Origin of the sequence: Pseudomonas petroselini (genome assembly GCF_045037875.1) — a bacterium.
Classification (GTDB): domain Bacteria; phylum Pseudomonadota; class Gammaproteobacteria; order Pseudomonadales; family Pseudomonadaceae; genus Aquipseudomonas; species Aquipseudomonas petroselini.
This window is the reverse complement of sequence record NZ_CP173614.1, coordinates 6,660,840-6,686,927: the sequence shown is the minus strand read 5'-3', so window position 1 is coordinate 6,686,927 and position 26,088 is coordinate 6,660,840. Positions and strand designations below refer to the sequence as shown.

Below are 26,088 nucleotides of genomic sequence, written 5' to 3'. Positions count from 1 at the left end.
GTCAAGCAACTGCAATCAAGCGCCGTACACCGGCAGCTTCTTGCAGATGGCCTTGACCTTCTCACGCACCGCGTCGATCACGGCTTCGTTGTTCAGGTCAGCCAGGATGTCGCAGATCCAGCCAGCCAGTTCCTTGCACTCTGCTTCCTTGAAGCCGCGAGTGGTCACCGCCGGAGTGCCGAAGCGCAGGCCCGAAGTCACGAACGGCGAACGTGGGTCGTTCGGCACGGAGTTCTTGTTCACGGTGATGAAGGCTTTGCCCAGGGCAGCGTCAGCATCTTTACCGGAAATGTCCTGCTTGATCAGCGACAGCAGGAACAGGTGGTTCTCAGTACCGCCGGACACCACGTCAAAGCCGCGCTCGATAAACACGCTGGCCATGGTCTGGGCGTTTTTCACCACTTGTTGCTGGTAAGTCTTGAACTCAGGCTGCAGCGCTTCCTTGAAGCAGATCGCTTTGGCGGCGATGACGTGCTCCAGCGGGCCACCTTGGGCGCCAGGGAATACGGCGGAGTTCAGCTTCTTCTCGATCTCGGCGTTGGCGCGTGCCAGGATCAGGCCGCCACGTGGACCGCGCAGGGTCTTGTGGGTCGTCGTGGTCACTACGTCAGCGTAAGGCACCGGGTTCGGGTAGACGCCAGCGGCGACCAGACCGGCTACGTGAGCCATGTCAACGAACAGGTACGCGCCCACCTTGTCGGCGATGGCGCGGAAGCGTGGGAAATCCAGGATCTGCGAGTAGGCAGAGAAACCGGCCACGATCATTTTTGGCTTGTGCTCGACCGCCAGGCGCTCGACTTCGTCGTAGTCGATCAGGCCGTTGGCATCGATACCGTATTGAACGGCGTTGTACAGCTTGCCGGAGGACGAAACGCTGGCGCCGTGGGTCAGGTGACCGCCGTGGGCCAGGCTCATGCCCAGGATGGTGTCGCCGCCTTGCAGCAGGGCCAGGTACACGGCGCTGTTGGCTTGGGAACCGGCGTGCGGTTGGACGTTGGCGTAATCGGCGCCGAACAGTTCTTTTGCACGGTCGATGGCCAACTGCTCAACCACGTCGACGTACTCGCAACCACCGTAGTAGCGCTTGCCTGGGTAGCCTTCGGCGTACTTGTTGGTCAGAACCGAACCTTGAGCCTCCATCACCGCAGGGCTGGTGTAGTTTTCCGAAGCGATCAGCTCAATGTGCTCTTCCTGGCGCACGGCTTCTTGCTCCATGGCGGCGAAGAGATCGGCGTCGTACTTGGCAATAGTCAAATCACGGCTGAACATGGCGGTCCTCAAGGATCGGGGGCAGAAAAGGAGGGCATTCTAACCCAATGGGTTTTAGATGGCATATGAAAGGACATCATGTCGCGGACAAGCGGGGCTCATCTGGGATAGGCGGTGGCTGTGAGTGCCTAATCGGGGGCAAGCCCCCTCCCACATTCTGATCTGTGAACACATTCAACTGTGGGAGGGGGCTTGCCCCCGATTAGGCCAGTAGCCTCACCGCAGAATTTCAGTCGAACATGAACAGCGCATCATTGCTGAACTGCGCCTCGAACCGATTCGCCGGCATCGGCCGCCCGAACAAGTAGCCCTGCACCTCGTCACACCCATGCTCACGCAGGAAGTCCAGCTGCTCATGGGTTTCCACGCCCTCGGCGATCACGGCCAGGTTCAGGCTGTGGGCCATGGCGATAATCGCGCGGGCGATCTGTGCGTCCTGTTCGCCGGACGGTAGGCCATCGACGAAGGTGCGGTCGATCTTCAACACATCGATGGGGAATTGCTTGAGGTAGTTGAGCGACGAATAACCCGTGCCGAAGTCGTCGACCGCAATGCTCAGGCCCAGGTTTTTCAGGCTGTCGAGGATATGCAGGGCTTCGTTGACTTCGCGCATCAGGATACTTTCGGTCAGCTCCAGCTCCAGGCACGCCGGCGGCAGGCCGGTGTCCTTGAGAATGGTGGCGATGCGCGTGCCCAACTGCCCGTCGGAGAACTGCCGCGCCGAGATGTTCACCGAGACTTTCGGCACGCGGACCTTGTTCTGGTGCCAGGTCTTGAGCTGGCGACAGGCTTCGCTGATCACCCAGTCGCCCACGTCCACCACCAGGCCCAATTCTTCCAGCACCGGGATGAAATCCCCCGGCGGCACCAGGCCACGTCGTGGATGACGCCAGCGCAGCAAGGCTTCGGCGCCGGTCAGGCGTTTGCCGTCGCCGCTGAACTGCGGTTGGTAATAGAGCACGAATTCGTTCTGGTCCAGGGCGTGGCGCAGGTCGCTTTCCAGCTCCAGGCGCTCCAGGGCGCTGGCGTTCATGTCCGCCTGGTAGAACTGGAAATTGTTCTTGCCGCGTTCCTTGGCGTGATACATCGCGGTGTCGGCGTTTTTCATCAACTGGCTCAGCTCGTTGCCGTCCTGCGGGCTGAGGGCGATGCCGATACTGGCCGTCACAAAGAATTCGCGGCCTTCCAGTACGAACGGTTTCACCAGGCTGGCGAGGATCTGCTCGGCCACATGGATCGCACGGTTCAGCGCCATTTCGCGGCTGATCCGCGGTTGCAGGAGCAAGGTGAACTCGTCGCCGCCCATGCGCGCTACGGTATCGTCTTCGGCCACGCAGCCCAGCAGGCGCGTGGCCATTTCCTTGAGCATGCGGTCGCCGGCGGCGTGGCCCAGGGAGTCGTTGATCGGCTTGAAGCGGTCGAGGTCGAGGAACATCAGCACCACCCACGACTTCTGCCGTTCGGCCGACTGCAACGCAGTGTGCAGGCGGTCCTGGAACAGCGTGCGGTTAGGCAGGTGGGTCAGGGCGTCGTAGTAGGCCAGGCGGTGGATGCGCTGCTCGCTGGCCTTGCGCTCGCTGATATCACTGAAGAAGCACACATAGCTGGCCAGGTCGCCTTCGTCGTCGAACACGGCGGTAATGCCGACCCAGGCCGGGTAATGCTCGCCATTGCGGCGCTTGAGCCACACTTCGCCTTCCCAGGTGCTGTGCTGGTGCAACTGTTTGAGCACGTAGCGCAGGTGGGCTTCCTGCTGTTCGTCGACGGTGAGCATGTTCGGCAACTGGTCGAGTACATCGCTGACCGCATAGCCGCTGACCCGGCTGAACGCCTCGTTGGCTTGCACGATGTAACCGGCGGGGTCGGTGATCAGGATCGCCGAGGTGGAGTGTTCGAAGACCGTGGCCGCCATGCGCAGGTCTTTCTCGGCACGGCGTTGCTGGCTGATATCGCGGCCCACGCCAAGGATGCCTTCGAAGGCGCCGTGTTCGTCCCATACCAGCACCAGGCGTAACTCGATCGGCACTTTGCGACCGTCAGCGCGCAGGCAGTCGAACAGGAACAGTTGGGTTTGGATCTCATCGCGCAGCTTATTCAGTGCTTCGATATCGCCCAAGGCGCGGCTGACCTGTTCCACCAGGCTATAAATGCCGGTCAATTGCTGCGGGTTGGCGATGATCGACTGCCAGCCGTTCTTGAACACCCAATCCACGTCATAGCCCAGCACGGCGTTGACCGAAGGGCTGATGTAATTGAGGGCCAACTGGCTGTCGGTGGAGCAGATCACGTCGCTGATGCTTTCGGCGAGCATGCGGTAACGCTGTTCGCTGTCGCGCAGGGATTCGCTGGCTTCGATCTGATCGGTGATGTCCTTGGCCACGCCGATGATGCGGGTGATCTGCGCAGACTTGTCGCGGGCCAGGGCCTGTTCGCGGATGTCAAAACGCCGCCATTGGTTGTTGCGATGGCGAAAGCGCAGCTGGCATTGCAATTGGGTGGTGTAGCCGACCTGGCGTTGTTGCTGGCGCAAGTCGTGGTAGTGCTCGGCGTCCTCGGGGTGCAGCAGGATTTCCCAGAAGTATTCGCCCATTTGCTGCAGTTCGGCTTTGTTATAGCCGAGGGTGTGGCCCAAATGGTGGTTGCTGAAAATCATGCGCTGGCTGATCACGTCCTGCACGTACAGGTGATCGGGGACGGTGCGCACCACGTCCGACCAGAAGCTCTCGCGCTCCACCAACGACAACTCGATCAGCTTGCGGCTGGTGATATCACTGATGCTGAGGATCACGGCCTTGGAGTCGTCCTGCTGCTCCGGCAGGCGCATCACCAGCCACAGGTACTGCTCGTTACCGGCCATGTCCTTGAGCTGGATTTCCAGCTCCAACTGGTGCTGTTGGGTCAGCACGGCTTCGAGGATCTGGTAGCCGATGGAGGTGGCGTTGCGCGGGCAGTCATCGATCAGGCGCTCCCAGGCCTCCTCGCAAGACCCCACGTTGAGCAGGCGCACCGCCACTTGGTTGACCTCGGTGATGCGCAGTTCCTTGAGCAGTTGCTGACGCTCATCGGGGTTGTCCTGCAGCCAGGCGTGCAGTTGCTCGCGAGTCTCCAGTGGGGTCCTTTGGAAGAAGGCGTTCAGGCCTGACAGGTCAAGCACGCACAGGGCCACGCCGGTGCCTTCGAAAATATCCTGGTAGCGTCGCCGCCCTTCATGCACCTGGCGCTGGCGACGGCGCATGTTCAGCAGCACGATTACCGGGATCAGCGAGAAGGCCAGGCCCAGCAGGCATTTGCCGATGAACGCCGGCAGCAGTTGTTCCAGCACGGCGGTGCGGTCGAACAACCCGCGCAACTGCCAATCGCTTTTGCTCAGGGGCGTGACCAGTACGCTTTTATTCAGTTCGTCCGGGGTGAGGGCGGACGTCCACTGCGCCGGCATACCACTGTCGCGGCTGATGACGCGGTGGTTGAGGCGATTCTCGATGGCCCACATGGGGCGCAGGCCCTGGCCGTCCTGGCGTGTGAGGTTTGCCAGGTAATTGGGCGACAGGCGCAGCGCCCAGTAAACCCTCGAGCCACCGCTGGGCTGGTGCAGCAATAGATAGATGAGGGTGCCGTCGTTGCTGTTGCTCAGGTAGTAGGACTGGCCGTGGCTGCGCTGCACCAACTCCTCGAGCAAGGCGCTGTCCTGGCTGTCACTGGCGCTGTCACTGATCACCGCGCCGCTGGGGGCGAGCAGGGCGAGGCTGCGCAGCTCCGGCAGCGAGCGCTGCAGGGTGCGCATCAACGCCTGTTGCTGTTCGCTGTCGCGCGGTGGTTCGATCATCGGCAGCAGGTTCAGGGCGATTTTTGCGCTCAGGGCCATGTTCAGGCTGATCTGTTCAGCCAGGTCGGCGCTGTAGTCGATGGTGTATTGCTGCTGGTTCTTCTGGTTTTGCTGCAGCTGGTCCAGCAGTTGCCAGAACAATAAGGCGAGCAGCATGAGGACGAGCGTCGCCAATGCGCCTTTGAGGGTGCCGTGCAGGGGCGCTCCCGGCGCAATATGAGCGGCGCGCAGGGGAGTTGGCGGCGTGACTTTGGACAAGCTGTGATCCTGCGGTTTGGCTGGACTGGCGCGCGACGTGCACTATAAGCCGGACGCCCGGAGGGCGGCTAGCATGCCTTGACTTGTGGCAAAGTGCCAGCCCCGCTTGGCGGGGACTAAAGCGCGCTGCCGGTATGGATCAGGCTGTCTGCCAGCCGGGTCAGGATCGCCAGCGTGAAGAGGCTGATCACCACAGAGGCCGCGCGGTTGATGGTGTGGGGCGTCAACCAGGCGTATCCGCCTCGTTTGATGCGGGCACCGAACAGTACCCAGGTGCACCCCACCGGTATCACCACCAGCGTGAATTGTGCGACGAACTGCACATACAGGTTCACGTCGGCAAACGTCTGCATCGGGACGATGAACGAGACGATCAGCAATCCCTTGGGGTTGATCAGCGTCAGCAAAAAGAAATGCAGTTTGGATACGCGTGCTGCAGGCGGGGAGTGGAGTGTTTCGTCGGGATTGCACCACAGCAGGTAGGAAGTCCTGATCAAATAACAGACCGAAGCGAACTGCACGAGCTTGAGCCCCCATGGCGCGCTGTCGCCCAGATGGCTGAGCAGGTAGCCCCAAAAGGATATTTGCACCAGATACGCCAGGCATTCCAGCAGGCTCAGTGGCCAGGCGCGCCTGAACCCGGTGAGTAATCCCGAGCGCAATAGCAATGTGTTAGTGGGCCCCGGCATTAACAGCAGCAACGCGAGTGCAGACATGACGCTGAGCATGAAGGTTGTTTCCTGAAACCGCTGAGGGGGGGATGGCCGGCTAATCTAACAGATAGATTTCGATACGCTCGGTCACTTAGGTTAACCTTGAGGATTCGCAATGCTATGTACCGCGCCATGACGCTACGTAGGCCTGTTCTCACTTTTTCATGAGGTCCACATTTTGGCTCAATACGTCTTCACCATGCATCGGCTGGGTAAAGTTGTCCCTCCGAAGCGGGAAATCCTGAAAAATATTTCGCTGTCCTTTTTCCCTGGCGCCAAGATCGGCGTGCTCGGCCTCAACGGTTCGGGTAAGTCCACGCTGCTGAAAATCATGGCCGGCGTCGACACTGAGTTCGAAGGCGAAGCCCGCCCGATGCCCGACCTGAACATCGGCTATCTGCCACAGGAACCCATCCTGGATCCGACCAAGACCGTACGTGAAGTGGTCGAAGAGGCCGTCAGCGTCATCAAGGACGCCCAGGCGCGCCTGGATGAAGTCTATGCCGCCTACGCCGAACCGGATGCCGACTTCGACAAGCTGGCAGCGGAACAGGCCAAGCTTGAAGCCATCCTGCAGGCCGGCGACGGTCACAACCTGGAGCGCCAGCTGGAAGTCGCCGCCGACGCGCTGCGCCTGCCGGCCTGGGACGCCAAGGTCGAATTCCTGTCGGGGGGTGAAAAACGTCGTGTGGCCCTGTGCCGCCTGCTGCTGTCGGCCCCCGACATGCTGCTGCTCGATGAGCCTACCAACCACTTGGACGCCGATTCCGTCGCCTGGCTGGAACATTTCCTTCACGACTTCCCGGGCACCGTGGTTGCGATCACGCACGACCGGTACTTCCTGGACAACGTTGCCGGTTGGATCCTCGAGCTCGACCGCGGCGCCGGTATCCCTTACGAGGGCAACTACTCCGGTTGGCTGGAAGCCAAGTCCGACCGTCTGGCTGCCGAATCCAAGCAACAATCGGCGCATGAAAAAGCCATGAAGGAAGAACTGGAGTGGGTGCGCAAAGGCGCCAAGGCCCGCCAGTCCAAATCCAAGGCACGTCTGCAACGCTTCGAAGAAATGCAATCGCAGGAATTCCAAAAGCGCAGCGAGACCAACGAGATCTACATCCCGGCCGGCCCGCGCCTGGGTGACAAGGTCATCGAATTCAAGAACGTTTCCAAAGGCTATGGCGACCGCGTGTTGATCGACAACCTGTCGTTCTCCATGCCAAAAGGCGCGATCGTCGGCGTTATTGGTGGTAACGGCGCGGGTAAGTCCACCCTGTTCCGCATGCTGATGGGTAAGGAAACGCCGGATTCAGGCACTATCGAAGTCGGCGAAACCGTGCAGCTCGCCTGTGTGGACCAGAGCCGTGAAGACCTGGACGGCAGCAAGACAGTGTTCCAGCAGATTTCCGAAGGTTCCGACCAGATCCGTATCGGCAACTATGAAATCCCGTCGCGTACCTATGTCGGCCGTTTCAACTTCAAGGGCGGCGACCAGCAGAAGTTCGTCAAGGACCTGTCCGGTGGTGAGCGCGGTCGCTTGCACTTGGCCCTGACCCTGAAAGAGGGCGGCAACGTGCTGCTGCTCGACGAACCGTCCAACGACCTCGACGTTGAAACCCTGCGTTCCCTGGAAGAAGCCCTGCTGGACTTCCCGGGCGCTGCCATTGTGATCTCTCACGATCGGTGGTTCCTTGACCGCGTCGCGACCCACATCCTGGCGTACGAAGACGACTCCCAAGCGGTGTTCTTCGAAGGTAACTACACCGAGTACGAAGCGGACCGTAAAAAGCGTTTGGGCGAAGCCGCTGCCCAGCCGCACCGTGTACGCCACAAAAAACTCGCCTGATCTGGGTGGGTGGTGTGAAAGAGCGGAGCCTTCGGGGCTCCGCTTTTTTTTGCGTCTTTTCTGGAAGACCGAGGCGGTTTAACTATTGGTGCGTGCCCTGAGTTGATATCCCTTTTTTGGTGCGAGTAAGCGCGTGTATTTATATCAAATGCACCATTTAAATTCACAAAGGCGACATTTTGCGCTTTTCAGGTGCGATTCGAGTTGCTAAGGTCCGGCTCAATCTCATTTAAAAACAATCAATCTGCCGAGACTTTTCATGATCGAATCCGTGGAATCTTTCCTTGCCCGCCTCAAGAAACGCGATCCTGACCAGCCAGAATTCCACCAGGCCGTAGAAGAAGTCCTACGTAGTCTGTGGCCGTTTCTTGAAGCCAACCCCCACTACCTGACCTCGGGCATCCTGGAGCGCCTCTGCGAGCCGGAACGCGCGATCACCTTTCGGGTGTCTTGGGTGGATGATCACGGCAAGGTCCAGGTCAATCGCGGTTTCCGTATCCAGATGAACAGCGCCATTGGCCCGTACAAAGGCGGCCTGCGCTTCCACCCATCGGTGAACCTGGGCGTGTTGAAGTTCCTCGCCTTCGAGCAAACCTTCAAGAATTCCCTGACCTCACTGCCGATGGGCGGCGGCAAAGGCGGCTCCGACTTCGACCCCAAGGGCAAGAGCGACGCCGAAGTCATGCGCTTTTGCCAGGCGTTCATGAGCGAGCTGTACCGGCATATCGGCGCAGATGTGGACGTACCGGCCGGCGATATCGGCGTGGGCGCGCGCGAGATCGGCTTTTTGTTCGGCCAGTACAAACGCTTGAGCAACCAGTTCACCTCCGTGCTGACCGGCAAGGGCATGACCTACGGCGGCAGCCTGATTCGGCCCGAAGCCACGGGTTTCGGCTGCGTGTACTTCGCCGAAGAAATGCTCAAGCGCAATGGTCAGCGGGTGGAAGGCAAGCGCGTGGCGGTATCCGGCTCCGGCAACGTCGCGCAGTACGCCGCGCGCAAGGTCATGGACCTGGGTGGCAAAGTGATTTCCCTCTCCGACTCCGAAGGCACCCTGTACGCCGAAAGCGGTTTGACCGAGAAGCAATGGTCAGCCCTGCTGGCGTTGAAAAACGTCCAGCGTGGTCGCATCAGCGAATTGGCCGCGCGTTTCGGCCTGGAATTCCGCGCCGGTAAAACCCCGTGGGAATTGGCCTGTGATATCGCGCTGCCTTGCGCCACCCAGAACGAACTCGACGCCGAAGCCGCCCGCACCCTGCTGCGCAACGGTTGCCTCTGCGTGGCCGAAGGCGCCAACATGCCGACTACGTTGGAGGCTGTGGATATCTTTATCGACGCGGGCATTCTGTTCGCGCCCGGCAAAGCATCCAACGCCGGCGGCGTGGCCGTGAGTGGCCTGGAAATGTCGCAGAACGCCATGCGCCTGCTATGGACCGCGGGTGAAGTGGACAGCAAGCTGCACAACATCATGCAGTCGATCCACCATGCCTGCGTGCACTACGGTGAGGAAAACGGCCGGGTCAACTACGTCAAAGGCGCGAACATCGCGGGCTTTGTGAAAGTCGCCGACGCGATGTTGGCCCAAGGCATCGTCTAAACCTCGGGCTCGATGCGCAGCACTTCGATCAACTGATCGCCGACGGGGCGCTGCCACAGCACTTCGTCGCCCACCTGAGCGCCCAGCAATGCGCGGCCCAGGGGCGAGCCCCAGTTGATCAAGCCGGCGTTGGCATCGGCCTGGTCTTCGCCAACCAACTGGATACGCTGCTGCTCGTCCTGTTCGTTGACGAAGGTCACCCAACTGCCGATCTGCACCTTGTCGGTGGAGGTGGCCGGTGCCACGACCTGGGCGCTTTGCAGCCGCTGGTTGAAGTAACGCAAATCCCGTTCAAGGTCAGCCTGGCGCTGTTTATCGCCCTTGGCGGATTCGATGCTGTATGCGTGCTGCAACTGCGCAACCTTGGCCTGCAACTGCGCCAGCCCTTGCGCGGTGAGGCGGTTGGGCTGCTCACTGACCTGGCGCTCCACCGGCTGGTCGGCCTGGGCGGCGGCGTTGTCTTCGTTTACAAAAGCTCGGCTCATGACGTTCTCCCTCTATGGAGCTTGGGCCATGGTCGCCGCGCTTTAGTTTCGATGGATGTCTGAAAACGACCTATTGCGCGCGATAGGCCCGGGCTGCGTCGCGGTCTTTCTCGTGCTGCCAGGCGCGGTCGCGGTCGTCCCAGTGATTGTCTTTGTAGTCACGCAGCTCTTCATTCTCACGCATGGCTTTGCACTGGCGAAAACCATCTTCCCAGCCTTCGGCGTATTCGCGGTTTTTGAGATAACGCGGCACGTTCTTGCGAAACTCCCCGCTGATGACGCCAGCTGCCTGGCGACCACTGCTGCAGCCATCGTCAAAACCATCGGCAAAGGCCGGTGGGTAACCTTTGGCCAGTAAATCCTGATGGGTCGATTGGCAACCCGACAGCCCCACCCACACACACAGCAATACCGCAGACCGCCACATGGCGTACTCCCTGGCCGTTTCACGGCTGATAGGGAGAGTCTAGAAGGGGATTTGTCGAGGAGGTGTGAAAGGCGCGTGAGAAAGGTGTTGGGCTAAAGGGCTATCAACGACGATTCCCTTAACGTCGTCCCCGACCCACCCCTGTCCTCAATCACCACCCTCGGCGTCGTCACATTTGGCGACTACGGCGAAAACGAGAAACCTCTATTCCGCGTCAATTCCGGCATGCCGATTGATCAAGCACTGGAGCACGCCTCCACCCTGCTTTTTTACTCCAAGAAACTCGCCATGGAAGCCGCCATGGATGTGCGTGGTGAGCAATACGCCTGGGCCGCTCACTATCTGTGTGAGATGGGCAAGGCAGTCGTGGATGACCTGACCCAAGCGATGACGCCACCAGGCTAATAGGTCGGCACTGCCTTTGTGGTGAGCAGGCTTGCCCTGCGCAGGGCAGGCCTGTTCACCACGAGGTTTATCGATGACTCCGGCCATCCAGGCGCGACTGTCAGTCGTAATAGCCCACAGTTTTTTTCAGTTGATCCGCATACTCGTAAATTTCATCGATAGATGAAATAGCGTGTCGGGTCTCATTTTTTTCCTCATCGAATATCCCGATGTACTTCTGGCTTCGATTGAAGTGAAGTCGGCAGATGGGCTTGCGGTTATTGTCGTCTAGCAGTATCCCAAAATAGCTCTGGGTATCTCGTTGAACGATGCGTTTTGCATCGACTACGGATCGGACGAGGGCGCGAACGATGTGGTAACCCTCCAGTTCTTCAAGCGTAGTTAGAATCTTATCTTCGGACTCGTCCCTGTCCTGCGCATCTGCATTCGCGCTGTTCGCGATGGGGATTGATGCCATGGTCGGTTGGATCGCGCCACTCATCGCCGACTTCAGCCGATCGTTGATCTGGTCGTTCAGAAATTGCGCTAACGCTTTTCGGGTCAGTTCAAAAAATTGCTCACGCACTTTTTGCGTGATGACACCCTCGTAAACACGGGATGCGAAGAACTTCACGAAGTCGTCTTCTGGTTTGCTTACCTGAATGCCAATGAGCTTTTTAAGCTGGCTGACGTACTTCAGCTCTCCGGCTGCATTGATGATGGAGTCAACATCGAAAGCCGACTTGGTGAGTTTGACCAACTCCGGTACCGCGTACTCGTCAATATCCAGCAGGTCCAGCTCTAGAAATGGCTTCTCGTCCATTTTGTTGGGGGCGTCCAAGTCGGTAAAAAACCTGTAGACCTGGCCGTTGGTGAGAATTGAGATCCTTGCGCTCGTAACATGAAAATACCGAAAAAGCTGTGAGGCATGGTTGATGCTCAATGACTCACCAATTTTTTTGCATTCGATGAGTATTTGGACTTCACCCTCTTTCATGATCGCGTAATCTATTTTTTCACCTTTCTTCGTCCCTACATCACAGACAAATTCTGGCGTTACTTCCTGTGGATCAAATACGTCGTAGCCCAACACGGTGTTGATGAAAGGCATTACGAAAGCATTTTTTGTCGCTTCTTCTGTTTGAATGGCAGGGCCTTGTAGCCGAACTTTTGCTGCCAAACTGGTTAGCTTTTCGAAGAAATCCATAGTGAGCCTCTTACCTATTCAGATCCGTGTATAGATGGGATGGCAATTTGATTGCCACCCGATACTAGTCCAAAACACCCTTAAAGAGGATGAGGTCGGAGGCAGTTTGGCTTGATTGAAAAAAGCTAAAAAAATGTCCGAAATTTCCTGACTATTTTTCAATAAGTTAGAAGCAAGCTAAGAATTTGTATGTGTAAGCGCTGGTTCTCTTTGGGCGTTTGGAGCGGCGTGCTCAGCCAACTCCAACTGAATAAACGCCGCAATCATCGCTCGATATACCTGTTCAGTGACCTCGGGATTGGCACCCACGGTCTCCGATATACCCCGCACCTTGGCTATCACCTGTTCAACCCGTTGCGGTGCCTTGACGCCATCCGCGTCTTTTTTGAAGCGCGCGGCCTGGCATACGTAGCGGCCGCGTTCGGCCAGCAGGGTGACGATCTGTTGGTCAAGGTGATCGATGTTTGCGCGTATTTCTTCGAGGTTGGTGCAGATAACGGCCATGTTGATGGAACTCCTGATTGGGCGGGCAACGCCATGCATCTGAATATACGCGAGACAAATGTGGGAGGGGGCTTGCTCCCGATAGCGGTATGTCAGTCACTGGATACTTAACTGACACACCACCATCGGGAGCAAGCCCCCTCCCACATTGGATCCTCGCCGGGTCTTACCGATCAGTAGTGATACCACTTCACTTCAAGCATCACTTCATTCACCGGCGTTGATAAATGGCTGTACTCGCGCTGTGCACTCAGGCGCAGGCCCAGGTTGCGGGACAACTCCCACTGCTGGTTCAGGCTGATGCTGCGCCGCACTTCGCCGTTGGTGAAGAAGTCCCCCTTGGCTTCCAGGCTCAGGTTGCCCAGCGGATTCTTCCACAGCACACCGGTGTTGAACCCGGCCGCCGGGGAGATGGCTTCGTTGAAGTCGTTGTTGTGTTCCACGCGTACGGTGCCAAGGGCGAAGCCGAGCATGTCGTCGCGCAGTTGCCAGGTGCTGCCGGCTCCGCCGTTGACGTGGGCGACCAGGGTTTCGTCGTCGTGCTTGCCCGGTACTCGCTCCAGGCCGCCGGTGACTTGCCATGACCACGGCTGCAACAGGGCGTTGCGCGGGGTCAGGGAGCGGATGGTGGCCAGGTCCAGTTGCTGCAGTTGCCAGTGGTTGCCTTCGTACTGGCGCAGTTTCATTTGCAGGATTTCGATCTGCGCGCCCAGCGGGAAGCCTTCGGCGTTGTCGTTGAGGTCATGGTAGGCCATGCGCAGGCCGTATTCGCCAAAGGCTTTGTCGCCACGGGTGCCGATGCCGGCTTGCCAGGTGCGCGATTCGTGACCGTTTTCCGGCAGGCCTGGGGGCGTGATTTTCAGGTCAGGCGCGGGGTTCTGGTTGATGGCGCGCAGCAGTTCGAAGCTGCGTTGGGAGCGTTCGGTGTCGCGTTCCAAGCCATTCGCGCGGTAGCGGCCGAGGCGGTAGGCGGCGTCGATGATCAGGGCCTGGCGTTCGCGGGGCAGCGCTTTGAAAGCCGGCTCCTGCAGTTGCTTCTGGTCGTCGCTGACCTTCAATACCCATTGTTGCTCGTCGCTGTCCAACGGCTTGGCGCGTTCCAGCAACTCGCGTTCACGGGAGGGGCGATAGTCGATTTTCTCGACCAGGCCGGCGTCCTTCACGGCTTTTACCGTGTCGGTGGGGATGGCGGTCAGCGGGAATTGTTCGGTCAGGCGCAGGCCGGGGCGGGCCACTTGCAGCAGTTCCAGCAGGCGATAGGAGCAGTTTTCGTCGAAGAAGAAGTAGTCGAACTGGATCTGCTTGAGTTCCCACACGTGTTCGACCATGCGCTCGGTCTCGACCTGGGTGAGGTTGAGGCGGTATTCCCACAGGTCGCGGTTTTCGAGGCTGCGGTATTCCGACAACTTCTCCTGATAAGGCACCAGCGCGAACAGGCCGGGATAACCGCCCATCAGGCCTTTCCAGGCGTAGAGGATGCTGTTGTCGGAGCCTTCGATGTAGGCGCCGAAGTTGATCGCGTAGCTGAGCAAGGCGGTGTTGTTGCTTTGCACGTCGGCCTGGTCGATGCGCAGCAGGGTGTGACCGAACATCGACGACGGGCTGTTGAGGTAGGCCGCCGGGAAGATCATCACCGCGCTGTGGGGCGCAACGTCCTTGAACCACTGTTTGAATTCTTTGCAGTCGACAGCGGGCAGGTCGGCCAGGTGCAACTGGTCCTTGAGCCAGCGGGTGCGCGCGGGGTAAACGCATTGGGCGTGTTTTTCACCCAGGCTGGCCGGGGCGTAGAGGGCATCGACCGTGGCCTTGAGTTCGGCGTCCGGGTGGTGGGCGCCGTCAGCGGCGAGGAAAAACTTTTTTTCGCTGACATAGCTGCGCCAGCCACTGATTTTTCCGGCTTCGTAGTGGCCCAAAGACAACCAGAAAGGGTCGTTGGCCAGTTGCTGCAAACGTTGATCATCGAGGTGCGGGGCCGCATGCAGCGGGGCGCAGGCGAAGAGAGCCAGGCAAGCGAGGCGTTTGAGCATGGGGGCTACTTAAGTCGGAATAAAAAAAAGACCCAAGGGGGACAGGTCGAAAAAATAAAACCCGCGCCTCGAAAGACGCGGGCGGATCGAGCTTAAGCCTGGGTAGCGTATTTCGCCAGACGGGCATCGCTTTTCAGTACAGCAATGGTGTTGTTGTGCACGTCGTCAGCGGTCACGTCAGCCTTGCTGAAGATCTGCTGGAAGTGCTCGTGGGTCACGGCAGCAAAGTGCTCGCGATCTTCAGGCGCAACGCCCAGTACCACAGCGTAGGTAGTCAGCGCTTCGCCGTTACCCTTGGCCATGTCTTCGGACAGCTCGTTCATCATGCCATTCATGGCAATCCACGATTTGCCGCCGTAAGTCAGGGCGCTGTTGGTGCTGCAACCGTTGGTGCCCGAGGTCATGCCGAAGGTGGCGTTACCCGAAGTACCGTTGGTGGTGGAAGCCAGGAAGTGAGCTGGAGTACCGCGCTGGCCTTCGAACAACATGTTGCCCCAACCGCAGTTCGGGCCACCTGGTGCTTCTGCCATTGCATTGAGGGAGACGACGGTGAAGAGAGTACCGAGAAGGATCCGTTTCATAGCTTTGTTCTCTATTGTGTGCAAACCAATGGACAAGGGTTCAGGCACTTCATAGCGCCCCAGGGATCGGTTATTAGTCCAACCCGCGCAGTTTGGAGTTTAGGCACGTTCCAAGGGTTCCGTGTGTTTTTATAAAACAATTCGCGATGTCGCGTTTTTTTTGCAAGACGCATCCCGCGTCTATTGCTTTCCCTCAAGCGCGCCTTGCCAGAGCGCGTAAGCGGGAGCCAGAATGCCGTCATCTGCCCCGCCTGATGTAAGGAAGCCCGATGCCTGATCCTGTTGCTGCCAGCTTGCGTCTAGCGCCCGAAGCGCTGACTCGCCCTTTCTCCGCTGAACAGTTCAGCTTCTCGACCACCAATGATTTGGAGCCCTTTCGCGGTGTGCTTGGCCAGGAACGTGCGGTTGAAGCCTTGCAGTTCGGTGTGGCCATGCCACGCCCTGGTTACAACGTGTTTGTCATGGGCGAGCCGGGTACCGGCCGCTTTTCGTTCGTCAAACGCTACCTGAAGGCCGAAGGCAAGCGCCTGCAGACCCCGGCGGACTGGGTCTATGTGAACAATTTCGATGAGCCTCGCGAACCGCGTGCCCTGGAATTACCGGGCGGCGGCGCAGCGGCGTTCATCAGCGATATCAACGGCCTGGTCGACAACCTGGTGGCCACTTTCCCGGCGGTCTTCGAGCACCCGACGTATCAACAGCGCAAAAGCGCCATCGACCGTGCGTTCAACCAGCGCTACGACAAGGCACTGGACGTGATCGAACGCCTGGCCCTGGAAAAGGACGTGGCGCTGTACCGTGACAGCACCAACATCGCGTTCACGCCGATGCTCGACGGTAAGGCGCTGGATGAGGCCGAGTTCTCGCAGTTGCCGGAAGCCGACCGTGAGCGTTTCCACACGGATATTTCCGAGCTGGAAGAGCGCCTCAACGAAGAACTGGCCAGCCTGCCGCAGTGGAAGCGTGAGTCCAACAACCAACTGCGCCAGTTCAACGAAGAAACCATCACCCTGGCCCTGCAGCCCTTGCTCGCACCGCTGTCGGAAAAGTATGCGGAAAATGCGGCTGTCTGCGGTTACCTGCAAGCCATGCAGGTGTACCTGCTCAAGACCGTGGTCGAGCAATTGGTCGACGACGCCAAGACCGACGCCCAGGCGCGCAAGCTGCTTGAAGAACAGTACTGCCCGAGCCTGGTGGTCGGCCATCCGGTCAACGGTGGCGCACCGGTGGTGTTTGAACCGCACCCGACCTACGACAACCTGTTCGGCCGTATCGAATACAGCACCGATCAGGGTGCGCTCTACACCACTTATCGTCAGTTGCGCCCAGGTGCGCTGCACCGTGCCAACGGCGGTTTCCTGATTCTTGAAGCCGAAAAAATGCTCAGTGAGCCGTTTGTCTGGGACGCCCTCAAGCGCTCCCTGCAGTCGCGCAAGCTGAAGATGGAGTCACCATTGGGCGAGCTGGGCCGCCTGGCCACCGTGACCCTCAACCCGCAGATGATCCCGTTGCAGGTCAAGGTCATCATCATCGGCTCCCGCCAGCTGTACTACGCGTTGCAGGACGCCGACCCGGACTTCCAGGAGATGTTCCGGGTACTGGTGGACTTCGACGAAGACATCCCGATGGTCGACGAAAGCCTGGAGCAGTTCGCCCAGTTGCTCAAAACCCGCACCTCGGAAGAAGGCATGGCGCCGCTGACCTCGGACGCGGTGGCGCGGCTGGCCACTTACAGCGCACGCTTGGCGGAACACCAGGGGCGCTTGTCGGCGCGCATTGGTGACTTGTTCCAGCTGGTCAGCGAGGCGGATTTCATTCGCCACCTGGCGGGTGACGAGATGACCGACGCCGGCCATATCGAGCGTGCACTCAAGGCCAAGGCCACGCGCACTGGGCGAGTCTCGGCGCGGATTCTCGACGACATGCTCGCCGGGGTCATCCTGATCGACACCGCCGGTGCGGCGGTGGGCAAGTGCAACGGGCTGACGGTGCTGGAAGTCGGTGACTCGGCCTTTGGCGTGCCGGCGCGGATTTCCGCCACGGTGTACCCGGGCGGCAGCGGTATTGTCGACATCGAGCGTGAGGTCAACCTCGGCCAGCCGATTCACTCCAAGGGCGTGATGATCCTCACCGGTTACCTGGGCAGCCGTTATGCGCAGGAATTCCCGCTGGCGATCTCCGCAAGCATCGCGCTGGAGCAGTCCTACGGCTACGTGGACGGCGACAGTGCGTCTCTGGGCGAGGCGTGCACCTTGATTTCGGCCTTGTCGAAAACCCCGCTCAAGCAGTGCTTTGCCATCACCGGTTCCATCAATCAGTTTGGTGAAGTGCAGGCGGTGGGCGGGGTCAACGAGAAGATCGAAGGCTTCTTCCGCCTGTGTGAAGCGCGCGGTCTGACCGGAGAGCAAGGGGCGATCATTCCCCAGGCCAACGTCGCCACGCTGATGCTCGATGAAAAGGTGCTGCAGGCCGTGCGTGCCGGGCAGTTCCATATCTATGCGGTGCGCCAGGCGGATGAGGCATTGAGCCTGCTGGTGGGCGAGGATGCCGGTGAGCCGGATGCAGAAGGTCAGTTCCCCGAAGGCACGGTCAATGCGCGCGTGGTAGAGCGTCTGCGGGCAATTGCCGAGATGATCAACGAAGAGGACCTGAAAGAAGCGGAGAAAGAGTTGGCACAACAGGCGCTGGCGGAAGCCAAGCCGACTTGATGGTGTCGTGACTGGTGGGCTGTTGTGGTGAGCACGCTTGTTCTGGTGAGCGGGCTTGCCCCGCGCTGGGCTGCGTAGCAGCCCCAAAACCAAACAATTCAATCTCACTGACACACCGCACCGGTCCCACTGGGGCCGCTTTGCAGCCCAGCGCGGGGCAAGCCCGCTCACCACAACAGCCCGCTCACCACATGACGGGCAAAACCGTCACAAATTTGGCGAGACGTTAGCGCCGACGCCCGTTGGTCTCTACAACCTTGGTTTGTCGTGGTTTTCTTCTATTCTGAGCTCAAGGGATATCCACAGGAGTCGCTGGATAGAAACAGCCTCGCCCCAGGCGCAGGTTGAACACCGATCTACCGAGGGCCGCCGCCATGTCGCGCAACCTCTGCCTCACCCGCCAGTGCTTTGGCCTGGTCACCCGTATTGAATGTTCCATTCGCCCTCTTGCGGGGGATAACGGGATGTGGACCTTGTTGTTTGCCGCCGGAATGACCGGTGAACAGCCGTCCACCATCAAGTCCCAAGGCCCGTTTCCAGGGCCTTTCGTGGCGGAAAATATTCTCGAATCCATCGTGGACAGCCTGACCCTGCACGGCTATGAGCTGGCGGGCGACCCGCAGATCTGGTGCCTGCACATGCAGGCCCATCTGCGCCAGCTCAACGGTGGGCATGACCAACTGGCCCTGTAGGCGCCGGTTACTTGCTCTCGGGCTTGTCCAGTTTGACTTCGAAGCCGTATTGCACGGTGCTCAGGTCGGTGCGCTGGTAACTTTCCAGGGTCGTCGGCTGGCCGTAGAAGTAATGCACGTCAAACATCGCCGTACCGTACTCCTCGGCGCGGTGGCTCACACCGAGGATTTCCTTGAGGTAGTTGCCGCTGGCGTCCTTGGCGTAGAAGCGCCAGCTGTCGGCGGGGAATTCCTTTTGGTCGACGACCAGCGCGTTGTCCTTGAGCGACAGTCCTTTAGGCAGCTTGGCCACGTCTATCTCGGCTTTCTCGATGGTCGCCAGGAACAGCGGAATCGAACCCACCACATACGCCGGGTTTTCCGGAAACAGGTTGAGATCGTAGGTGAGGGTGCCGCGCGCCGGGTTCAGTTCGAAGGCCTCGGTCGGTAATTCGATCGGCTCGCCGCGCTCGCCTTTTTCGTCGGCGGTGAAGAAGGTCACCGGTGATTCGCTGCTGTTGCGCTCGCTGCCCACCAGGTCGTCATTGAAGGTGAAAGGATGGTCAAACACGATGTGCGCCGCGCTGGCGTCTTCGACCGACTGGCTGATGGTGACGCTGTTTTTCAACTGTTCTTCGGTCATGCTCGCGTCTTTGAGCCAACTGGCGGCGCCGTCGTCATACACGGTGACCGGCATCGGCAAGGCCTGTACGGTTTGTTGCAGGCTGTTCTTGTCGAAACGCAGCACCGGCAGGTCGAGGTCCTTGCGGGTGCGGGTAGCGGTGGAGAAATCCAGTACGTTGACCTGCAGGTTGTCGATCACGCCATTGAAATACACCTTGGCGTAATGGCTGCTCTGCTTGTGTTCGAAGGCTTTTTGTTCATCGGTAAGCTGTTTTTCGAATGCGTCCGACCAGGCCTTCTGCTTTTGCATCTCGGCCAGTTGCTTCTCGTAGAACGCCACCTGCGCGCTGCTCTCATTGATCGAGCCGGAGCGCGTGAGGAATTGCCCGGTGCTGTCCCGTGCCTGTACCAGCAGCGGGTTGGGCGATTCATCGCCGACTTCCGGCGCCAACGCTTGGCTGTTGGTCAGCTCGATCTCGGCGTAATTCTTCTCCAGGAGCAGCAGCTTGAGGGTGATATTGCCTTCGGTACGCGTGTGGCCCACGTCCTTTTTCGACAGGTCAAACGTCAACACCTTGCCCGGCGCGATCACTTCGACCGTGCCCTTTAGGTTGACGGGTTGGGGCTGGCTCTTGTTTTCCGTCTCGATGCCGTCGATGAACGGGTAGGTCACCGTCAGGTCATCCGGGTTGGTCAAGTTGGAGCTGCTGGGGCTCAGTTGGATGCCGGGATCGGTTTCCGACCATTCCGGCTGGAAGGGGATGACCTTGTTGTTGCTCAAGGTGACCGACTGCCATTCCAGGCCATGGGGGAAGGGGAACTGGTCAGACGTATTGAACGTGAACGGGAAGACCGGTTGCAAGTCCGTCAAATAGTCGGAATGGGAGGTCTTGCGCAGCACGAACAGGCCGTTGATATAGGTGTCCACCAGCGCCTGGGGCGTAGGGTAGTGCTTGAGCAGCGCCAAGCTGTCTTCGCCGTATTCGGCTTCGATGGGCTTGGTGGCGAGCTTGGCCTGAGCCCGTTCCAGTAACAGCAACGAACCGCCCAGATCGGCGATGGCGTCGCGCAGCTTGGGGTCCTGGATGCTGTCGAGGGACTGTTCGAACTTGGCGGTTTTCTCTTCGAGGGTCGCCTGCTTCTGCTCGTCGCTGGGGGAGCAGCCGCCGGCCAGCAGCAATGCCGCGCACAGGCCGATACTGGCCAAAGGGGATCGCACATCCATCATCTGAGTTTTTCCTGTCCGACGTCATCGAGCCGATTTATTGGGCTCGACACTAGCAGAAAAATTCCCTTACAGATGCCGCCCACGTCAGTTTTCTGGTGGTGACAGGTGTCTTGTGGCGGCTGGTATACTCGCCGCCATTTCTAGCCAAGCTGTGTGAGATCCAATGGAACGCTTTATCGAAAATGCTATGTACGCCTCGCGCTGGCTACTGGCGCCGATCTATTTCGGCTTGTCCCTGGGGTTGTTGGCGCTGGCGCTGAAATTCTTCCAGGAAGTGATTCACCTGCTGCCGAGCGTGTTCTCGATGGCCGAGTCCGAGTTGATCCTGGTGCTGCTGTCGTTGATCGACATGGCCCTGGTCGGTGGCTTGCTGGTCATGGTGATGATCTCCGGCTACGAGAACTTCGTCTCGCAGCTGGATATCGATGACAACAAAGAGAAACTCAACTGGCTGGGCACCATGGACTCTTCGTCGCTGAAGATGAAAGTGGCGGCGTCCATCGTGGCGATTTCGTCCATCCACTTGCTGCGCATCTTCATGGACGCCAAGAACGTCGATCCGCAGCACTTGATGTGGTACGTGATCATTCACATGACCTTCGTGGTCTCGGCGTTTGCCATGGGGTACCTGGACAAAGTCACCAAGCACTGATGCCCTGCGCTGGCCTTACTCCTCCACGAAGTAGTAAGGCTGGCGATTGATCGACATCTGCTTGATCACCTTGACCGGGGTGGTCAGGTCATCGGTATGGTCCAGCAATGCAACGTTGCCGGGCTTGGCACTGAGGTAGTTGTGCAACTGCGCCTCGGTTTGCAGGATCGGCAAATAGGCCTGCAGGTAAAACACGCTGGCCCCGGCGATGCGCTCGTTAGGCCGGAACAACACCACCTCCCTGCCTTCGTCTTTCAATGCCTGCACCTGGCTGATCACCGGTATAAACGAGTGGTGCGCGTCGGCTTTGGGCGCGAACCAGAAGGCCGCAATCAGGTAGCAACCGACGGCCAGGGTGAACACGCCGCCCACCAGGGTTCTGTGATGTGTGTGCAGTGCGGGTTTGTGAGTTTTCAGCCAGTCCAGTAATACCCGTGCGTATTCCGCAGCCAGTACGGCGGCGGCCGGAGTGAGTGCCATCAGGTACACGGTGCGTTTGCTCGATGCCAGGGTCAGCAGGGTGAACTGCGCCACCAGCCAGACACTGAAGAACAGGTGGTAGCGGTTGCGCATCAGGCTTTTACGGAAATGCCACAGGCCCAGGTAGACCAGGATGTTCCAGGGCAGGAACGCTTCGGGCAACTTGGCGATGTAGTAGTAGAACGGCTCGTAGTGTCCGGCCTCGACAAACGAGCCGCTGAACCGGCCGACGCTGTTGGTCAACACCACTTCGGCCACGGCCTGCAGCCCGCCGCGTTGGAACAGGAAACCCAACCAGATCACCAGCGGCACCAACGCCAATAAGGTAAACAGCGCAGGCTTGAGCCAATCGCCAATGCGCAGGCGCTTGTCCATCAGGCTGGTGATGGCCAGGTACACAAAAATCACAATGCCCGGCATCGCCAGGCCCAGCACGCCTTTGCTGAGCGTGGCGATCACCATCCCTGCAGTAAACAGTGCCCATGCGCCCGCGCTGGAGCCTTCACGATCGGGCCGCACGGCCTGGTAGAACGCCAGCAACGCGGTGGTCACGCCGAGGGTAAGCAGCGAGTCTTCACCCACGCCGCGCACATTGCCCCAGTAGCTGGCCATGGTCGCCAGGATCAAGGCCGCACTGAACGCCAGCGTCTGCGGTCGCCCGAACCTGCGCAGCATGCCATACAGCAGCATCACGCTGAACAACCCGGCAAACGCCGACGCCAGGCGCACGGCCCAGGTGGTGCCGCCGAACAGGCGAATCGCCGCGGCATCGATCCACAGGCTCAGGGGCGGTTTTTCCAGGAAGGGCTCACGAAATAGCTGGGGCACCACCCAGTTATTGTCCAGGTGCATGGCCATGGCGATGCCGGCCACGCGGGCTTCGGTGGAGCCTTGCAATTCATGGTTACCGAGGGCAAAGAAAAACAACAGACCAGCCAGCAGGAGCAGGAGGGGAGCGGTACGCGTCATAGGGTGTGGCTACCGAAGCAGGGGGGCGCTCGGGGGAACGGCCCGCAATCAGTGAGTATAGGGAGGCGATTCTTAATATTTGATGAACAAACAACAGATTGAAGGCGCTGGGCCAGAGGGATCACCCCCTGGCTTCGCTGGAGGCGCTAAGAGGCTTTGACTTTAAAGCGGCTCAGCCCTTGCTGCATGGCGTTGGCCCGTTCCGACAGGTTCCGCGCGGCCACTGCGCATTGCTGGGAGTTGGTCTGATTTTGCTGAGTGACTTCATCAATTTGCTCCAGCCCGATACTGGCCTGTTGCAAGCCGGAGGCCTGTTCACTGGAGGCTTGGTAGATCAATGAGACCAGACTGGAAACCGTGCTGGTGCCGGTCACGATGTTTCTCAACGAATCGGCCGTGCGCCCGGCGATAACCATGCCTCGCTGCGTTTTGGTCGAAGAGTCCGCAATCAGCGCCGCTGTTTGCTGGGCTGCTTCGGCGCTGCGGGCGGCGAGGCTCCTGACCTCATCGGCAACCACTGCAAAACCTCGACCCAACTCCCCGGCGCGTGCAGCCTCGATTGCAGCGTTCAAGGCCAGCAGGTTGGTTTGGGCGGCGATGTTGTCGATGGTGGTGATGATGGCGGTAATGTCTTTACCCGAGTTGTCGATCTCCGCCATGGCGGCTATCAATTCACTCATCAGCTTGTCACTTTCACCTGCGTCGGCTCGCGAGGCTTGGGATTGCTCGTCGGCTTTTTTGGCGTTGGCAGCGTTGTCGGTGGTTTGCGCCGCCATTTGGGTCATGACAGCGCTGATTTCGGTGATGGACGATGCCGAGTTGGATGCGCCGTCGGACAACGACTGGCTCAATTCGGTGACCTGTGCGGAGCTGCCGGTGATCTGCGTTGCACTGGCCTGCACTTGGGAAATCAACGCGTTCAAGTTGCCGACCATTTTTTCCAGCGATTTGCCCAACGTGTCGTTGGGGGAGGATAGGCGTACCTCCAGGTCCAGGTCTCCCTCGGAAATGCGCTCGGCTACACGGACCTGGCGCTGCAGGCTTTCCGACATATCGTTCAAGGCGAAGGACAATTGGCCGACTTCATCTTCGGACTTTTGCACCAGGCGATGAGAGAAATCGCCCAGGCTGATGTTGGCGGCCAAGGCGGCGGCTTCACGTATCGGGCCGACGATTTTTGCGGTGGCAAACCAAAGAGCAAGCAATGCCGCTACCGAGATGAGTACGCCGACCGAAACCTGCCATACGCTGCTCTTGAAGCCGCGAGATTGCAATTCCTTCTCCAGGGCAAGGGCCTGACTCATGACCACGGCCTTGGGCAAGTGGATCAGTATGGCCCAGGGTTTGTCGGTGCGACCCAAGGGGATGGGCATCTGCACCTCGATTTCCTGGGACTCTTGATTGAGTCGGCTATCGCCCTGGCCTTTCTGCACATTGGCCAGCACCTTATCCCAGGTGTTGGGCAGCAACCCCTTCAGTGGCTGGCCGATCAGTTCCGGCCGTTTACTGTCGGCCACCACCAGCCCTTGATGGCTCACAATCGACACGGAGCCTTTACCGCCGTACAGGTCGGCAGACATTTGCTCGCTGAGCTTCTGGATAAACGAAATGTCGAAGTCAGCGCCGACGACGCCGTAGAAAGTGCCATTGGCAGTGATTGGAACCGACAGCGTGGTGAGCCACACGTTTTTGCCTTGCACCACGTAGGGGATGGGGTCCAGCACGCTTTCCTTCTGGGTATCCCGAGGGCCGGAGTACCAGCCGCCCTTCAATACACCGTTGGGGTGGCGTGTGTCGGAGTCATACTCGACCAGCGGTTGTACCGCGATGTGGCCATCTGCACTGCGCGTCCAATAGGGGGTGAAGCGGCCGGTCAATGGGTTGTTGCCGCCTTCATTGTTACGAAAGGCTTGATCCTGGCCGTCCAGTGCATCCGGCTCCCAGCATGAATACGTGCCGTTGAAGTCCGGGTTGTCTTTGAGCACGCTGAGCAACATCGCATTGATATGATCACGGCCTAATGTCAGCGAACTGTGTGCATTTTTGCTGGCGCCCAGTGTGTTGGCCAGGGTACGAGCCGAATCCAGGGCAGTCTGCAGTTTGGCCTGTATGGCGTTGGCGCGGGACTCCGCCAGGTTTTGCATTTCGCGGATGGTGGCGCTTTCAATCAATGTTGAAACTTCGGTGCCCACATAGGCTTGATTGGCGTTTGAAGAGTACAGCCCATACAACACCAGACTCGCACATGAGATAAACAGGCAGAGTCCGGCGGTGAAGCAAATTCGAGTCTGCAATGATTTGAATTTCATGGTATTTCCCGCCCACGCTAATAGTTGTCAACATAATCGGATGTCGACATTCCAATATATTTTTCACGCAAGGCTTAATGCTTGATCATGTGCTGCTTAGGCATCGGAATGCTGTACAGCTGTAGAGTGCTTAACTCTGTGTGTGCGTATCTTCATCGCGCCATAAACGCTCGGTATCTTTAAAGCCATAACGCTGTGACGGCACGCGCGCAATAATTTTATCGGTCTGGGTGGGGTCGCTCAAATCGATTGTTTTGGGTGTGATGTAGATGTTTAGAACCGGCAAGAAGAATAATTTGATCTTGGGCGTTAACAGGGAGTGGGCATGTTGCTCAATGACGACACCAATTGTGCCGCTTTTTAGTTGAACGATGGACCCGACAGGATAAATACCCACAGCCTTTAAAAACGCCCGAAACACCTCATCATCAAAATGCCCTTCCCACGTCGACATTTGCTGGATGGCAACGGCGGGATCCCAGCCTTGATTGTAAGAACGGTCCGACGTGACGGCATCATAGACATCACACACAGCGGCCATCCGAGCGAAAAGGCTGATCTGTTCGCCTGCCAACCGATCCGGGTAACCGGTGCCGTCGAACCGCTCGTGGTGATGCAGGCATACATCCACGACCATTTCGCACACCTGCGATGTGCCCAGCAGGGTTTTCTCACCCTCCTGCGGATGGGTACGCACCAATTGCAGTTCGTCATTGCTCAACCGACCTGGCTTGTTCAGCACGGCACCGGGTATCGCCATCTTACCGATATCGTGCAGCAGGCCGGCCAGCCCGACCCTGCGCACCATTGCAGTGGGTAGGGCAAGTTGATTGGCCAGTGCAATCATCAGTGCGCACACGGCGACCGAATGCATATAGGTGTAGTCGTCGAGACTTTTCAGGCGTGCCAGGCTGATAAACGCATTGGGATGGCGTGCGATTGAACTTGAAATATCGTCGACCAGCGTACTGATGTGTTCAAGCTCCAGGGCTCGGCCCATGCGAGCGTGGCTGAACATCTCGACCACGGCGGTCTTGGCTCGGGCGCAGATGGCCTGTGCAGTGACCAGCTCCTCTTGCATGGAGGTCGAGGTTGTCGGGGGGGCTGTGACGTCCTGCGGTGGGGTCGTATCAGGCAAGGGGACCGAGTGGGTAGGCTGTACGCCGCAGCCCAGGGCGCATTGGATAGCCGACTGCGCGTGACGCGCGCGGTCCCGCCAGAAAGGTCTTGCCTCGCTGTCTGGCGCCAGATGGTAGAACTCATTACATTTCAACATGATATTACCTCTGTTGATTTGTTCTTATACGTTTCTTGCGAGCCTCCTTGGCT

Annotated in this window: 19 protein-coding genes; 6 read left to right on the top strand and 13 right to left on the bottom strand. The window is 59.0% G+C overall.

Features of this window, described 5'->3' with window-relative positions; translation table 11 throughout:
- Window positions 1-15: 15 nt before the first annotated feature.
- The 3 genes from glyA to ACI512_RS30900 all read right to left on the bottom strand — a co-directional run bounded on the left by glyA (window position 16) and on the right by ACI512_RS30900 (window position 6,078).
- Window positions 16-1,269 (bottom strand): serine hydroxymethyltransferase, encoded by a 1,254-nt coding sequence (gene glyA, locus ACI512_RS30910; protein WP_015885982.1) that lies wholly within the window; start codon window positions 1,267-1,269, stop codon window positions 16-18.
- Between the two features lie 229 nt (window positions 1,270-1,498).
- Window positions 1,499-5,350: an EAL domain-containing protein gene (locus ACI512_RS30905; RefSeq protein ID WP_329616552.1), complete on the bottom strand. Its 3,852-nt coding sequence runs from the start codon at window positions 5,348-5,350 to the stop codon at window positions 1,499-1,501.
- Window positions 5,351-5,466: 116 nt separating this feature from the next.
- Window positions 5,467-6,078 (bottom strand): LysE family translocator, encoded by a 612-nt coding sequence (locus tag ACI512_RS30900; RefSeq protein WP_405121482.1) that lies wholly within the window; start codon window positions 6,076-6,078, stop codon window positions 5,467-5,469.
- Window positions 6,079-6,241: 163 nt separating this feature from the next.
- Between ACI512_RS30900 and ettA the strand changes: the two genes are divergently transcribed.
- On the top strand, window positions 6,242-7,906 hold the full coding sequence (gene ettA / locus ACI512_RS30895; RefSeq protein WP_015885979.1) for an energy-dependent translational throttle protein EttA: 1,665 nt from the start codon (window positions 6,242-6,244) through the stop codon (window positions 7,904-7,906).
- A 259-nt stretch (window positions 7,907-8,165) separates the two neighbouring features.
- Window positions 8,166-9,503 (top strand): NADP-specific glutamate dehydrogenase, encoded by a 1,338-nt coding sequence (gene gdhA, locus ACI512_RS30890; protein WP_236383673.1) that lies wholly within the window; start codon window positions 8,166-8,168, stop codon window positions 9,501-9,503.
- On the opposite strand, the gene ACI512_RS30885 is transcribed toward gdhA, so the two are convergent.
- Together ACI512_RS30885 and ACI512_RS30880 are read right to left on the bottom strand one after the other, a co-directional pair.
- Complete coding sequence (locus ACI512_RS30885) at window positions 9,500-9,988, bottom strand: GreA/GreB family elongation factor (RefSeq protein WP_064053091.1); 489 nt, start codon at window positions 9,986-9,988, stop codon at window positions 9,500-9,502. The two genes, gdhA and ACI512_RS30885, sit on opposite strands and share 4 nt — an antisense overlap.
- A 70-nt stretch (window positions 9,989-10,058) precedes the next feature.
- Window positions 10,059-10,415 carry a hypothetical protein gene (locus ACI512_RS30880; RefSeq protein WP_236383672.1) on the bottom strand — a complete coding sequence of 119 codons (357 nt, stop codon included), beginning with the start codon at window positions 10,413-10,415 and terminating at the stop codon, window positions 10,059-10,061.
- Between the two features lie 102 nt (window positions 10,416-10,517).
- Between ACI512_RS30880 and ACI512_RS30875 the strand changes: the two genes are divergently transcribed.
- Window positions 10,518-10,820: a DUF3077 domain-containing protein gene (locus tag ACI512_RS30875; protein WP_405121926.1), complete on the top strand. Its 303-nt coding sequence runs from the start codon at window positions 10,518-10,520 to the stop codon at window positions 10,818-10,820.
- Window positions 10,821-10,920: 100 nt separating this feature from the next.
- Here ACI512_RS30875 and ACI512_RS30870 read toward each other — a convergent pair whose 3' ends face one another.
- The 4 genes from ACI512_RS30870 to ACI512_RS30855 all read right to left on the bottom strand — a co-directional run bounded on the left by ACI512_RS30870 (window position 10,921) and on the right by ACI512_RS30855 (window position 15,118).
- Window positions 10,921-12,006 carry a type I restriction endonuclease gene (locus ACI512_RS30870; RefSeq protein ID WP_236383671.1) on the bottom strand — a complete coding sequence of 362 codons (1,086 nt, stop codon included), beginning with the start codon at window positions 12,004-12,006 and terminating at the stop codon, window positions 10,921-10,923.
- Window positions 12,007-12,183: 177 nt separating this feature from the next.
- Window positions 12,184-12,510 carry a chorismate mutase gene (locus tag ACI512_RS30865; RefSeq protein ID WP_236383674.1) on the bottom strand — a complete coding sequence of 109 codons (327 nt, stop codon included), beginning with the start codon at window positions 12,508-12,510 and terminating at the stop codon, window positions 12,184-12,186.
- Window positions 12,511-12,683: 173 nt separating this feature from the next.
- Entirely contained in the window at window positions 12,684-14,537 is a 1,854-nt protein-coding gene (locus ACI512_RS30860; protein ID WP_236382515.1) for a DUF4105 domain-containing protein, read from the bottom strand.
- A gap of 92 nt (window positions 14,538-14,629) precedes the next feature.
- Window positions 14,630-15,118, bottom strand: coding sequence for a DUF3015 domain-containing protein (locus tag ACI512_RS30855; RefSeq protein ID WP_015885974.1), 489 nt, complete (start codon window positions 15,116-15,118; stop codon window positions 14,630-14,632).
- Window positions 15,119-15,387: 269 nt separating this feature from the next.
- On the opposite strand from ACI512_RS30855, the gene ACI512_RS30850 reads away from it, so the two are divergent.
- Window positions 15,388-17,826, top strand: a complete 2,439-nt coding sequence (locus ACI512_RS30850) for a Lon protease family protein (protein ID WP_236382516.1) — start codon at window positions 15,388-15,390, stop codon at window positions 17,824-17,826.
- A gap of 374 nt (window positions 17,827-18,200) precedes the next feature.
- Window positions 18,201-18,518 carry a hypothetical protein gene (locus tag ACI512_RS30845; RefSeq protein WP_015885972.1) on the top strand — a complete coding sequence of 106 codons (318 nt, stop codon included), beginning with the start codon at window positions 18,201-18,203 and terminating at the stop codon, window positions 18,516-18,518.
- A gap of 7 nt (window positions 18,519-18,525) precedes the next feature.
- Here the strand turns inward: ACI512_RS30845 and ACI512_RS30840 are convergent, their stop codons facing one another.
- On the bottom strand, window positions 18,526-20,349 hold the full coding sequence (locus tag ACI512_RS30840; protein WP_236382518.1) for a hypothetical protein: 1,824 nt from the start codon (window positions 20,347-20,349) through the stop codon (window positions 18,526-18,528).
- Between the two features lie 163 nt (window positions 20,350-20,512).
- Between ACI512_RS30840 and ACI512_RS30835 the strand changes: the two genes are divergently transcribed.
- A complete protein-coding gene (locus ACI512_RS30835) occupies window positions 20,513-21,001 on the top strand; it encodes a TIGR00645 family protein (RefSeq protein ID WP_010206662.1) in 489 nt (162 codons plus the stop codon).
- A 15-nt stretch (window positions 21,002-21,016) separates the two neighbouring features.
- Here ACI512_RS30835 and ACI512_RS30830 read toward each other — a convergent pair whose 3' ends face one another.
- The 3 genes from ACI512_RS30830 to ACI512_RS30820 all read right to left on the bottom strand — a co-directional run bounded on the left by ACI512_RS30830 (window position 21,017) and on the right by ACI512_RS30820 (window position 26,035).
- Window positions 21,017-22,450, bottom strand: coding sequence for a glycosyltransferase family 39 protein (locus ACI512_RS30830; protein ID WP_236382520.1), 1,434 nt, complete (start codon window positions 22,448-22,450; stop codon window positions 21,017-21,019).
- 146 nt (window positions 22,451-22,596) lie between these two features.
- The gene (locus ACI512_RS30825) at window positions 22,597-24,759 is read right to left on the bottom strand and encodes a methyl-accepting chemotaxis protein (protein ID WP_064053096.1); all 2,163 of its coding nucleotides are present in this window, start codon (window positions 24,757-24,759) and stop codon (window positions 22,597-22,599) included.
- Between the two features lie 130 nt (window positions 24,760-24,889).
- Window positions 24,890-26,035, bottom strand: coding sequence for an HD-GYP domain-containing protein (locus ACI512_RS30820; protein ID WP_405121481.1), 1,146 nt, complete (start codon window positions 26,033-26,035; stop codon window positions 24,890-24,892).
- Window positions 26,036-26,088 lie beyond the last annotated feature (53 nt).

Excerpts from the sequence above, each read along its gene's own strand:
- ACI512_RS30885 (WP_064053091.1), bottom strand. The coding sequence starts at position 9,988 with ATGAGCCGAGCTTTTGTAAACGAAGACAACGCCGCCGCCCAGGCCGAC.
- ACI512_RS30855 (WP_015885974.1), bottom strand. The coding sequence starts at position 15,118 with ATGAAACGGATCCTTCTCGGTACTCTCTTCACCGTCGTCTCCCTCAAT.
- ACI512_RS30865 (WP_236383674.1), bottom strand. The coding sequence starts at position 12,510 with ATGGCCGTTATCTGCACCAACCTCGAAGAAATACGCGCAAACATCGAT.
- ACI512_RS30820 (WP_405121481.1), bottom strand. The coding sequence starts at position 26,035 with ATGTTGAAATGTAATGAGTTCTACCATCTGGCGCCAGACAGCGAGGCA.
- gdhA (WP_236383673.1), top strand. The coding sequence starts at position 8,166 with ATGATCGAATCCGTGGAATCTTTCCTTGCCCGCCTCAAGAAACGCGAT.
- ACI512_RS30840 (WP_236382518.1), bottom strand. The coding sequence starts at position 20,349 with ATGATGGATGTGCGATCCCCTTTGGCCAGTATCGGCCTGTGCGCGGCA.
- glyA (WP_015885982.1), bottom strand. The coding sequence starts at position 1,269 with ATGTTCAGCCGTGATTTGACTATTGCCAAGTACGACGCCGATCTCTTC.
- ACI512_RS30835 (WP_010206662.1), top strand. The coding sequence starts at position 20,513 with ATGGAACGCTTTATCGAAAATGCTATGTACGCCTCGCGCTGGCTACTG.
- ACI512_RS30880 (WP_236383672.1), bottom strand. The coding sequence starts at position 10,415 with ATGTGGCGGTCTGCGGTATTGCTGTGTGTGTGGGTGGGGCTGTCGGGT.
- ACI512_RS30860 (WP_236382515.1), bottom strand. The coding sequence starts at position 14,537 with ATGCTCAAACGCCTCGCTTGCCTGGCTCTCTTCGCCTGCGCCCCGCTG.
- ACI512_RS30900 (WP_405121482.1), bottom strand. The coding sequence starts at position 6,078 with ATGCTCAGCGTCATGTCTGCACTCGCGTTGCTGCTGTTAATGCCGGGG.
- ACI512_RS30825 (WP_064053096.1), bottom strand. The coding sequence starts at position 24,759 with ATGAAATTCAAATCATTGCAGACTCGAATTTGCTTCACCGCCGGACTC.
- ACI512_RS30830 (WP_236382520.1), bottom strand. The coding sequence starts at position 22,450 with ATGACGCGTACCGCTCCCCTCCTGCTCCTGCTGGCTGGTCTGTTGTTT.
- ACI512_RS30850 (WP_236382516.1), top strand. The coding sequence starts at position 15,388 with ATGCCTGATCCTGTTGCTGCCAGCTTGCGTCTAGCGCCCGAAGCGCTG.
- ACI512_RS30870 (WP_236383671.1), bottom strand. The coding sequence starts at position 12,006 with ATGGATTTCTTCGAAAAGCTAACCAGTTTGGCAGCAAAAGTTCGGCTA.
- ACI512_RS30845 (WP_015885972.1), top strand. The coding sequence starts at position 18,201 with ATGTCGCGCAACCTCTGCCTCACCCGCCAGTGCTTTGGCCTGGTCACC.